General features: G+C 52.3%; 6 protein-coding genes and 1 pseudogene. 2 read left to right on the forward strand and 5 right to left on the reverse strand.

Features of this window, described 5'->3' with window-relative positions; genetic code table 11:
* Positions 1 to 101: 101 nt before the first annotated feature.
* The 3 genes from ADICEAN_RS09555 to ADICEAN_RS09565 all read right to left on the reverse strand — a co-directional run bounded on the left by ADICEAN_RS09555 (position 102) and on the right by ADICEAN_RS09565 (position 6,694).
* Entirely contained in the window at positions 102 to 1,754 is a 1,653-nt protein-coding gene (locus tag ADICEAN_RS09555; RefSeq protein WP_009195380.1) for a TonB-dependent receptor, read from the reverse strand.
* A 16-nt stretch (positions 1,755 to 1,770) separates the two neighbouring features.
* Positions 1,771 to 4,809, reverse strand: a complete 3,039-nt coding sequence (locus tag ADICEAN_RS09560) for a tetratricopeptide repeat protein (protein WP_009195381.1) — start codon at positions 4,807 to 4,809, stop codon at positions 1,771 to 1,773.
* A 376-nt stretch (positions 4,810 to 5,185) separates the two neighbouring features.
* Positions 5,186 to 6,694, reverse strand: coding sequence for an OmpA family protein (locus ADICEAN_RS09565; RefSeq protein ID WP_040396624.1), 1,509 nt, complete (start codon positions 6,692 to 6,694; stop codon positions 5,186 to 5,188).
* 236 nt (positions 6,695 to 6,930) lie between these two features.
* Between ADICEAN_RS09565 and ADICEAN_RS09570 the strand changes: the two genes are divergently transcribed.
* Positions 6,931 to 7,920 (forward strand): MBL fold metallo-hydrolase, encoded by a 990-nt coding sequence (locus ADICEAN_RS09570; protein ID WP_009195383.1) that lies wholly within the window; start codon positions 6,931 to 6,933, stop codon positions 7,918 to 7,920.
* A 449-nt stretch (positions 7,921 to 8,369) separates the two neighbouring features.
* Here the strand turns inward: ADICEAN_RS09570 and ADICEAN_RS09575 are convergent, their stop codons facing one another.
* Positions 8,370 to 9,614, reverse strand: a complete 1,245-nt coding sequence (locus ADICEAN_RS09575) for a protoporphyrinogen/coproporphyrinogen oxidase (protein WP_009195384.1) — start codon at positions 9,612 to 9,614, stop codon at positions 8,370 to 8,372.
* Between the two features lie 226 nt (positions 9,615 to 9,840).
* Between ADICEAN_RS09575 and ADICEAN_RS21855 the strand changes: the two are divergent.
* Positions 9,841 to 10,735 (forward strand): annotated as a pseudogene (locus tag ADICEAN_RS21855) (3-hydroxybutyryl-CoA dehydrogenase).
* Positions 10,736 to 10,791: 56 nt separating this feature from the next.
* Here the strand turns inward: ADICEAN_RS21855 and ADICEAN_RS09590 are convergent.
* A partial coding sequence (locus tag ADICEAN_RS09590; RefSeq protein WP_040396627.1) for a BaiN/RdsA family NAD(P)/FAD-dependent oxidoreductase occupies positions 10,792 to 11,905 on the reverse strand: 1,114 nt, incomplete at its 5' end.

Raw genomic sequence — 11,905 nt, forward strand, 5'->3', positions numbered from 1 at the left:
AATTTACTAACAACAGCACGTTAAGGCAACAGCACGTAATTTTAAGGGATTAATCGCACATAATTTCTGCTTCATCCCCTTGTTTTCAAGCAGCTTCCTTCTTAAAAAGCATAGGTAGCGCCCAGGCGTACCAGCAGCTTGCGGGAAGGGTAATTCTGAAAACGTTCAAACTCTTTGCCCAACAGGTTGTGAAAATTCAGGAAAGCAGTTGCCTGCGGAGAGAAGCGGTACTCGCCTCCCAGCCCCAGGTTGATAATGGGGTCTAGTTCCGTAACACCATTTTCGGTACCAATGGTACGGGCCTTAATGCCACTGAGCACGTAGGCATCGGCATTCAGGTAGATCTTGTCGTAAATGTTATAGCGCACGTCTGCCTCTACCTTTAGCGCAGGCAGGTGCCAGGGCTCGGCCAGGGATGATGGAGAATAATTAAATACATCGGTACGAAGCTGAACGCCAAATCGTTCACTGCGGGCAAAGCTAAGCTGTCCATATACATTCACATAGCCGGTATTGCCCTGGTCGTAGAGCACATCAAAGCGTGTAGTATCCTGTGCACTATTCACAAAAAAGTGCATGTTTTTAAGGTTAGCAGCCGAAAAGCCGGCCGCAGCCCCAAACCCACCCGGCAGGCTGGCGGTAAGTCCACCATAGAATTCCAGTGTTTTTTGTGTAAACAGCAGCGGGATGCGATCATTCAGAAAGGGGTTCTGCTGGCTGATAAAATCATAGGTCACCGGCAGTACATCGCCCCGAATACCGGTATAGGCCCGGAAATTCTGGCTGGGCGCTACGCTTACCTCAGCCCGCGGAAAGAAATGCAGCTTATCGGCATTGGAGACGGTATCATTTTCCCAGGCAAAGGTAAAGCCACCGGTAATGGACAGGGGCCCAAACTGGGTGCTGAAACCGGGCAGTAAACGGAACAGGCTGCGGTTGCGGCTGGTCACATCTTCATAATTACCGGTGAGCAGGCTTCCCTGTATGTGCAGGCCCAGCAGATCGCTGAGTGCGTATTGAATCTTTCCCTCCAGCTCTGCCTTATTTTCTACGGCATCGCGGCTAGTACCCGTGCGGCTTACAGACACGCTGCTGTTCAGTACCAGTTTCTCCTGCGATACATTTTCAAATACTGCTTTTACACCGGCACGGTTGTAGATCTGTTTGATTTCCTCGCGGCCCGGCTCTATCACTTCATCATCAAAACCGTAAAAATGGTAGCGGTTGCGGCTGTACCAGCCTCCGCCGGTAAAGCGAACGGCTTTGCCGATCAGTGAGCCTTCGGCACGCAGGCTGTTTTCACCCCAGGCACTGCGGCTACCCCCTACCGGCCCGCGGGCGGCAGACTCATGGCGCAGCTGCAGGTTGTACAGGAAAGCGGCCTGCCGCGGACTGCTCAGATGCGCCTCCAGCAGCGGGCTTACATAGTTGCCGATGCCGGCTTTTACATAGCGCTGAAAGTAGGGAGCGGGCGGATCCTGCTGCATGCGCAGTACCCGAACGGTAGGTTGCAGGGGCCGCAGCGAAAGCATGGGCTCCGTAGGCCGAATGGTAACGGTGCGGGTATCTTGCCGGGGTTGCTGAGGGGGTATCTTCTGGTAGCTGCGGGTAGCAGGCGGAAGTTCATTTTCCCGCTCTTTTACAATCACCACCTGTTCGGCTTCTATCTCTCCTTCTCTCCAGGGCTGTTGCTGCGCATGGGCAGCACCTCCAAGTGACAGCGCTGCCGCCAACATTGCATAAGTATAGTTCATGGGCCGCTTGCTTCGGTTAGTTTTGGTCCAACTGGCTGTTCGCAGGGGCTTGTTGCTGTTGCTGGGTGGCCTCCTGCTGCTGAATTTCGTTTAAGCGTTTCTTCGCTTCCTCTACAATGGCTGGTTCTGTAGCATTTTCGATGATGGAGCGAAGGGTTTCCTTGGCCTGGAAGATCTCTCCCATTTTCAGGTAGTTCTCGGCAATGAGGATAAACGATTTGCCCAGCCAGAATTTAAAGGCAGAAAACTGGGCATTGTACCCAAAGAGGGTTTCTACCGATTCCTTATACTGTTCCTGCAGGTGCTGCACATAGGCAATCAGGTAGTAAGCCTCTGCGGCGTTTTCATCTTTGGCCAGGTCTACCGTCTGGCGCAGGAAGGTAGTTGCTTCTGAATAATTTTTACGGGCCAGGGCTACTTTGCCTTTCAGCAGCAGTGCCTTGCTCATCAGATTAGCTGCCGCTCCGCTCTGGTTGGTGAGCTGGTTGGCATAGTACATGGTAGAATCATACTGCTGGCGACGGTAGTAGGTGTCCATCAGACCTGCCCAGGCATCGATCTGCTGGCGGCGGTTGCCGGCCAGGCGCTCCAGGCGGCGGTAGTTGCGAGTGGCCGTCAGGTAATCGCCACTGCGGTAGCTGATCTCGGCCAGGCGCTCCAGGGAGCGGGTTTGCAGATTGGCAGGACCTGATTTGGCCAGGGTCTGGTACTGGGCCAGGGCTTCCTGCGTCCGGTTAGATCTGTAGAAGGCCTCGGCCAGGTAAAAACGGGCCTCCGGAGCATTGGAGCTGCTGGGGTATGTTTTCAGATAGGCCTGCAGCTGTTCAATGGCCTGCGGATACTTTTGGGAGAAGTACATGTTCTTGGCCGATTCAAACTCTACTGTCTCCAGTGCCTGGTCGGCCGGGTTGGCTTTGCGGTACAGGGCCAGGTAGCGGTTAAACTCTTCCGGTCGGCCCTGCAGGTTCAGAACTTCCTGCAGTCCCATTAGTACCCCATTGGCAATGGTATGTGAGGGGTAGTTTTCCAGAATGCGGATGTAGGCATTCGCAGCGGCTTCGTAATTTTTCAGGTTGTAGTGCGAAAGGCCAATGCTTCTGTAGGCATAGGGAACAAAGGGGCTGTTGGCATGCTGCTGTACAAACTGGTTGAACAGTTGAAGTGCCTCCGTGTAGCGTCCCTGGCTGAACTGCAGCTCGGCCTTGTTGAACTGCGCATCATCTACATACTGGCTGTTGGGAAAATCGCGGGTGAGGGTATTCCAGGCCTGCATGGCCTCTGCATTCTTATCCAGCAGGCCGTTTACAAGACCTGTTTGAAAAAGTGCATAATCTTTCTCAGGGGTATTTTCTTTCTGGGCGCGCTGGTAAGCATCCAGGGCGGCATTGTAATTCTTGGTAGCATAGTAGCTATCGCCCAGGCGAAGCAGCGCATCATGGTAGAAAGGGTTTTTGGCGCCGGCCCGGTCTACAAATTCCTTGAAGTGTACCTGAGAGCGGTCGTACTGCTTACTATTATAATAGGCATAGCCAATTCCGTAGCGGCTGCGCAGGTGCAGGTCGGAGTCCGGAGAGGCCTGGCGAAACACAGCGGCATAAAAGTTTTTGCTTTCATCCCATTTCTGCCCGATGGAATAGGCCTCGGCACTCCAGAAGTTGGCCTTGACGGTGGTTTCCTGATCTTCGGGGAATTTCAGGGATTTTTCAAAGTTCTGAACAGCATTAAAGAACTTGCCGGTATTGAACAGCTCGGCGCCATGCAGGAAGGTTACTTCCTGATAGGCTTTGCGGATGCGCGGGTTTTTGTTTTCCAGCTGCTCGATGTAGGCAATGGCCTGCTCGTAGTTCTGGTTTTTCAGCAGGGCTTCGCTCAGCAGCTCGGTAGCTTCCTGGCGGTAGCCCGTTTTGGGATACTGCTCAATGAACTGGCGCAGCGCCAGGGCGGCGGCATCGTAGTTCTGCTGCTTAAACTGCAGTTTGGCCAGTTTAAAAAGGCTTTCTTCCTTGATCTTGGGATCGAAGTTCAGGCTGGATGCCCGCTGAAAGGCTGTTTGGGCAAAGGGATCATTGTTCTGGTCCAGGTACAGCTGGCCCAGGTAATAGGCTGCGTACTGGCCAAGTGAATCCTGCTGATTGGCTACCCCCTTAAAGTTTTCGATGGCTTCTTTGGGCTGGCCGCTTTTATACTGCGAAAAGCCCAGGCGGTATGCCAGGGGACCATCCAGCTTTTTGGAGCCGGCATACTGCTTAAAGTAGGTAGCGGCCTTGGCATACTCCTCTTTTTTGAAATAAGCCTCAGCCGTTAGCAGTTCCAGCTCAGATCCGGACGTCTTGCGGCTGCCTCCCTTTTGCTCGGCATAACTGATGAGCTTATCATACAGCCCCTGGCGGTAATAGATATTGGCCATGAGCGGGGGCACCTGAGCGGCAAAGGCTTCATTTTGCTCAGCCCGCTGAAGATCGTAGGCAGCCTGATCATACTCCCCTTTGGTAAAATAAATATAGCCGGCATAATAGCTGGCGGCATAAGAGTAGCGGTTGTTGCTGCGCTTTAGCTTGTTGAAGCGCTCCAGGGCCTTATCGAAATCCTTATTACTAAAGTACGTATAGGCCAGGTTAAAATCTACTTCATCTCGCTGGGCGGGTGTGAGGGCGGCGGGGTTTACCCGCTCGTAGTACGTGGCTGCTCTGTTGTAATTTTTATTGCTGTAGTAAAAGCGGGCCAGTTCATAATAAGCCAGCTGCGCCTTGGGATGATAGGGATACTCCAGCAGGAAGTTTTCGGTGAGGGCCTCTGCATCATCATTGGAGAGATTGATGGCGCTATAGGCAATATAATAGGCAGCCTCTGCTCTGCGCAGATCGTTTGCCTCGGGCTGCTCTGTTTCCAGAAAGCGGCTAAAGGCGCGCCGTGCTGCAGCCCACTGCTGTTTCTCCATCAGCTCCAGGCCCTTCTCAAACTGAGATGGGCCCTGCGGACGAAGAGCAGGATGTTGTGCCTGTAGCGAGCCGGCACACAGAAGTAAAACGAATGCAAAAACAAGTGGTAATCTCATGCCTACGCTATGTGCAGATGTCAACGTTGGGATAAAGGCTTAATTGTAAAATCGGGGAAGATCCTGGTGCATGTCAGGAGAAAGGGTACTGAACCCTGATGCAATCTTTGTATTTTATATGGAACTTACAAGCACCAACAGGCCTGTAATCGCATATTTCCGCGGGCCTTCTGCTCATGTAGCAGTGCCGGTAAAAATAGGTAACTAACCCAAAATGAGTTTGTTGCAAAATGCTACCTAAACCTCTTCTTTCAGCAACAAATTTTATCCACAATGGCTCAGATCTTGCACTGATTTAATACTATTTTAATAAAAAAATCCGGAACCACAGGCCCCGGACTTTTTGCGTATATCCTCTTAACACCAAAAACGTTTATCAGGGAGCTTCCTGCACCAGGATGCGGAAGTCTACTCGTCTGTTCAATTCCCGGCCTTCCCGGTCGTCGTCATTCGTTGCCAGGGGTTCGTCTTCGCCCAGGTAGTGGAGCTGCAGGCGTTCTGCCGCAATGCCTTTCTCTATGAGGAACTGGCGTACCGACTGAGCCCGCTTCTGGCTGATGCGCAGGTTGCCCTGGCGGCTGCCTGTTTCGTCGGCATGGCCTACTACCTTGATGACAACAGAGGGGTTTTGCACCATCAGGTCATAGACCTGCTGCAGGTACACCTCATAGGCGCCCTTTTTCAGCACAGTCTGGTTAAAATCAAAATAAATGTTCCGCAGGATCTTGTATTCGCGCTGATCAGTGCCCTGTGCCGCTACAGCCCGCAGGGGTAATACCGTATACAAGCCCTGTGCATTGCGTGCAGGTATGGGCCGGTCTGCAGGTACTGTGACAGCTGTCTCTGCTGTGGCAGCCTCGTCGGAGCTGTTGGGTGGTTGTTGTGGGGAAGTGTGTTGCTGGCCCTGTTGCGGAATGCCGGGGAGTTTTATGCCCGTTACATCCACTTCTCTCATCTGCTGATCGGGCATGGTAATGGCAATCTGGGGGGCGTATTGACGCACATCGGGATAAATAGGGGCAGCATAGATATCGCGCTTATCGGATCCGGGCCGGTAGGAAACAAAGTAAATGGTGCTCATGTCATCGGTAATGGAGCAATAAGTTTCTTCTCCGCTGGAGTTAATGTGCCCCTCTAAGGCTACCGGTTCGGTCCAGTTGGTCCAGGTATCATCCAGCCGGAAGGAATAATAGATATCAGCACCCCCCCGGCCCTGGTGTCCGTAGCTGCTAAAAAAGAGCGTTTGTCCATCAGACGCCAGAAAAGGGGCAAAATCCGATTTACTGGTATTAATGGTCTTGCCCAGGTTTCTGGGTTTGCTCCAGTTGCCATCTGCTTTTCTAAAGCTGATAAAGATATCCTGTTCTCCATGGCTATCATCGCGGGCGATGGCCATAAAGAGTACATTTTCCCGGTAGGATTGAAAGAAGTCTACGTATTCGCTGGCATTGTAATAGCCTTCTATGTCAACTTCTTCGGGTTCGCTCCAGGCATTGCCCAGTTTGCGAAAGTACACAAATGGACCCTGTACCTCGCGGTAGGTATTAACGATGAGCAGCTCCTGTCCATCGGGGCTCACCGAAAAGATGCTGTTGACAAATTTGTTGTTGATGGGAGCACCCAGATTGCGGGGCGTACCCCAGCTGTCGCCCTCCTTTTGCACCACATAGACATCCTGCAGATCCCGCAGGCCCCGTACATTGTCGGGGTGCTGCTCCCGGCCAAAGTAGAGCGTATTTCCATCGCCGCTGATGAGCGGACGCAACTCACTGTGCGGGGAGTTGATCTGTTTGGGAAGCTCGGTTCGTTGCTCCTTCTGCGCATAGACCCCCGAGATGGTGGCAGAAACAACAACAAAAGTGAGTGAGAGGAAACGCTTGAACATAGCTGAGTAGCTTAATCCCATGCTTTAAATGACTGGCACTAAATTATTGTATTTCAAAATATAATGACAAGTACACGTAAGTTTATTTACATTAATTATGGGTTTTGCTACAAGCCGGAATGTGTCTGTTCAAGCCAAACATTTTTTGATGCGCATGCTTCTACACCTAAGGCATAACCGCAGGCTGCTGTACTGCCACTTACCTAGTATCGCTTAACGGATTAACCCAGGCAACCATGGGCAAGTATGTTTATAATTCCATACTGCCATTTGTGCGTACCAACTTCAATGGCAACCGCTTAGTAGGAGATCGCTTTACCAACTACCCCTATCCGGATCCTGCGCCTGAGCTGAAAACAGTGCTGAAATGGAAGCTTTCTGCCAATCCTCAACGGAACGAAAAGAAGCAGGACCGGTTTGCACTGAGGGCGCAGTTTCTGCCCGGGCTGCCGGATACGCCGGGTGATTTTCTTATCTGGCTGGGACACGCTTCTTTTTTTATCCGGATGTCAGGGGTGCAGCTGCTGATCGACCCCCTTGTGGGCAGTCTTCCTCTGATAGGACGAAAAGTTCCATTTCCCATAGCTCCAGCGCAGCTACAGCCCATTGACTATATCCTGATTTCCCATGCGCATCGGGATCATTATGATACACGCTCGCTACGCAAACTCCTGAAGCATAATCCTACAGCTGAAGTACTGGGCCCTTTGCGGATCTCCCTGCTCCTGAAAAAATTAGCCTTCTCGCCCGTATGTCAGGAGGCTGGCTGGTACCAGCCCTATGCACTTAAGAAATCGCTTAAAATTGTGTTTTTACCGGCAGTCCACTGGCATCGAAGGGGGTTGTTTGATTTGAACAAAATCCTGTGGGGTAGTTTTCATATTTCAAACGGCACCTCTAGCATTTTCTTTGGAGGAGACACCGCCTACCACAAACACTTCCGGCACATTGCCGACATCATGGGTCCGGTAGATGTAAGCCTGTTGCCCATTGGCGCTTACAAGCCCGAATACCTCATGAAGCAGGCTCATCTGAATCCGGAAGAAGCGGTTATGGCAGCAAATCACCTTCAAAGCAAGACACTTATTCCCATGCACTACGGCACGCTGGACCTGTCGGATGAGCCCCTGGGTGAACCTCTGCGCTGGCTCCGGCAACTGGAGGCTGAAAATAAACTTGCTGCATCGCTCAGCGTTCTGCAACCTGGAGAGGTATTTTACTTATAAAACCAGTCCAAAGCTTATACCAAGAAGCACTTATTTAACCTTACAACATTTAAGTAAATGCTCCTTTAGGATGTAGTGCAGTATCCTGAATCAGTGAGCCGCTGGCAACCCCCTGAAAAATAATAGCTGTTATGTACTGCAGCCCCTAGTCCAGGGCTGTACTGGAGAAGCCTATCTCGGTAAGGTAATACAAGTCCGAAGGGTAAAGGGAGGCAAATGCTGTAGCGCATCGGGTCAGGCGAGAACCGACCAGCTAGTGTAGGAACTGGAGGAGAACCTAAGTAACATGCGTAGTATTATATTCCATGTGTTGATGATTCATAATAAATGCCAATGCATAGCAATTATGCATGTTAATGAGTATTACGCATACTACTATGTTACTAATAAACACCGGTATTGATGAATTGAGATGTTTGCAGTTGGGCTACTCCCATCCCGGGCAGGCGCTACCCCAGGTTCTGGAGAATGGCTGCAGCGGCTTTGGCGCCACTGCGCATGGCGCCGTTGATGGAGCCATTGAGCAGGTGGTCGCCGCACATGTAAATTCCCTCCTTTACCCGCAGGCTACTGGCAGCAATGTGGTGCTGCACATGGTGCTGGTCGGGCAGGGCATAGCGGATTTTATAGGATTTAAGATAATGCCAATGCTGTACCTTTTCGCCAAAGTAGGGTTTCATTTCCTGCCGGATCTGCTTGATGATGGTATCTTTGTCAAGCTCAAGCGCCCCATTGCAGCTTACGGAGATGAGATGCTTTCCGCGGGGGGCATACTTGCGGCTTACTTCGGTAAGCACGGCCAGGTTATTTACAAAAGGGTTGGGGTCTGCATTAAGCATGATCCAGCAGCCTTTGGCAGGCGACTTGTCAGCCCAGAAATAAACATTGGTGGTGCTTTGGCAATTGTCTTTTACCTGGGGAAGGTAATCATGCACGATGCCGCAGGCTTCGGTTGCAAGTAGGATTTTATCGGTATGAAGCTCCTGCCCATTCTCCAGTCCTACCACCCCCTTTTGTATGAATTTTACGCGATGGTTGAGGCGGATCACTTCTGGCGGAATGGCTCTGGCCAGCTGCTTGGGGATCTCTTTCATCCCCTCTGCAGGCAGCGCTGCCCAGCCCTCGCTGAACATTTTAAAAACGAACATGAACATGCGGCTGGAGGTCTCCAGCTCCCGTTCCAGAAAAATTCCCCCAAAAAAAGGCCTGAAAAATCGCTCTATGATCTTCTCGCTAAAGCCCAGCTCTTGCAGTTTCTGCCGGGTAGTTTGCTCGGGCCCGGCAAACAGCTCGTGTACCTGCTTGTTTTCCACCTGCTGATTTAACCACAGCACTTTCATCTTGTCGGACAAACTGCCCACGGGGGCCAGCAGGCTGGAGAGAAGCTGGGTGGGATGCCGCCGGGGGTCTGCCAGCAGGTACTGCTTCCCTCCTTTCAGCACCACCGCACCGGCCCCAAAATGCTTCAGGTCCAGTTTCTTATAGTCCAGGTATTTGTGCGCATCAGGATAGGCCGTCAGATACACCTGAAAACCTCTGTCCAGCAAATAGCCATCTACCTTGTCGGTTGCTACCCGCCCGCCAACCCGCTCGCTGGCTTCCAGTACCACTACCCGCTTGCCTGCCCGGTGCAGGTCATGGGCAGCAGTGAGGCCGGCAAGTCCCGCCCCGATCACTATTACATCGTATTGCATGCGTATTTCACCAGCTGGGTGTGTATGTAAGTAAATAGATTTTCAGCACAAAGGTTTATCCTTACCGTGCAAAATGCAAGGGGACAGCCCGGGACATTTTCACCCCCTTGGGCAAACTACCAGGGCTCACCTGCCCCATCTCCGGCGCATAATGCCAGCGGGCAGGCTGGCTACTACGGGAAAGATTTATAACTTTGGCTCAACCATCACTAAAAATTATTTTTTCATGAAGAACATAACCGTAATAGGCTCCGGTACCATGGGCAATGGCATTGCTCATGTGTTTGCTCAGAAAGGGTACCGGGTCTCACTGGTCGATATCCGGCAGGATGCCCTGGACCGGGCACTGGCAACCATCGGCAAGAACATGGACCGGCAGATCAGCAAAGGGCTACTGGACGAAAACGCCAAAAGAGAGAGCCTGGCCAATATCAGCACCTATACCGACTTGAAAATGGGCGTTCAGAAGGCTGATCTGGTGATTGAAGCGGCTACTGAGCAGGAGTCCATTAAGCTGGATATCTTTAGAAAGCTGGATGAACTTTGCCCGGCCGATACCATTCTTTCCAGCAATACCTCCTCTATCTCCATTACACGCATAGCAGCGGTGACCAAACGCCCGCAGCAGGTGATTGGCATGCATTTTATGAACCCGGTGCCAGTGATGAAGCTGGTAGAAGTAATACGGGGCTATGCCACCTCAGATAGCGTTACGGAGACCATTATGACCCTCTCCCGCCAGCTGGACAAAGTGCCGGTAGAAGTGAACGATTATCCAGGCTTTGTGGCCAACCGCATTCTGATGCCCATGATCAACGAGGCCATTTACAGCCTGTATGAGGGGGTAGCCGGTGTAGAAGAAATTGACACCGTCATGAAGCTGGGCATGGCGCACCCCATGGGACCTCTGCAGCTGGCCGACTTTATCGGACTGGATGTTTGCCTGTCCATCCTGAAGGTGCTGCAGGAGGGGTTTGGCAATCCAAAATATGCCCCCTGCCCCCTGCTGGTAAATATGGTTACAGCCGGACACCTGGGCACCAAGAGCGGCAGTTGGATTTTACAGCTGGAGCCAGGGCAGCAAGGAACTTACCGTTGCCGATCGATTCAGAAAAAAATAAATCAGATTCAATCCCATTTCCAAAAGCCTCCCCTGTGCCCGCAGCGGAGGCTTTTTCTATACATGGCTGCCGGCAATCCAGGCGGTAGTCCAGGCGGCCTGAAAATTAAAGCCCCCAGTAATACCATCAATGTCCAGCACCTCTCCTGCAAAAAACACCCCCGGCAGTACACGGCTTTCCATGGTCTGGGGGTTAATGCTGCTCAGGCGTATGCCACCGCAGGTCACAAATTCTTCCTTGAAGGTTGTTTTGCCCGCCACCGTATGACGGTCCCGGTAAAGCACTTCCAGCAGTCGATTCAGGGATTTCTTGCCAAGCTCCAGCCAGCGCTCCTCCTCGCCAATTCCTGCTTTTTGGCACAGATGCACCCACAGACGGCTAGGCAGGTCAAACAGGGGGTATTTATGCACTTTTTGCTTGGGGTTGGCCAGTCCGTAGCGCTGCAGCTGCTGGCGCAGGGCTTCTTCTTCCGCCACGGTTACCCACCGTAGCTGAATGGCGAAGTGATAGTTCTGCTGCTGGATCCAGCGGGCACCAAAGGCAGAAAGCTTTAAAATGGCCGGCCCGCTTAATCCCCAATGGGTGATGAGCAGCGGGCCCTCGTACACCAGCTTAGTGGTTTCGATGCGTACCGAGGCCTGGGGCACCGCAATTCCAGCCAATTGGTGCAGGGCCTTATCGGGAATATTGAAGGTAAACAAGCTGGGCACAGGTTTTTCGATGCTGTGCCCCAGCGCTTCCAGCCAGCGATACGCTTCCTCTTTTGGTGCTCCGCCAGTAGTGATCAGCACGCGGTCGGCCAGTATCTCCTCCTGCTCCAGCTTAAGCCGGTAGCGTCCATCGGGCAGGCGCTCCAGGCCCTGCACCCCTTTGCCGGTCAGGATGTGGATGCCCAGGCGCTGGGCTTCATTCAGAAAACAGCTAATGATGGTCTGGGAAGAATTGCTGAGGGGGAACATGCGCCCATCGGCCTCGGTATGCAGCTGCACCCCCCTGGCGGCAAACCACGCTACGGTATCCTGAGCCCCAAAGGTCCGGAAGAGCTGTTTGAGCAGTTTTTGTCCGCGGGGATAGGCAGCGGACAGGGCCGTGGGCTGAAAGCAGTGATGGGTCACATTGCAGCGCCCACCGCCACTGATCTTTACCTTGGCCAGCAATTTGCTGGTTTTT

It is taken from the genome of Cesiribacter andamanensis AMV16 (assembly GCF_000348925.1).
Classification (GTDB): domain Bacteria; phylum Bacteroidota; class Bacteroidia; order Cytophagales; family Cyclobacteriaceae; genus Cesiribacter; species Cesiribacter andamanensis.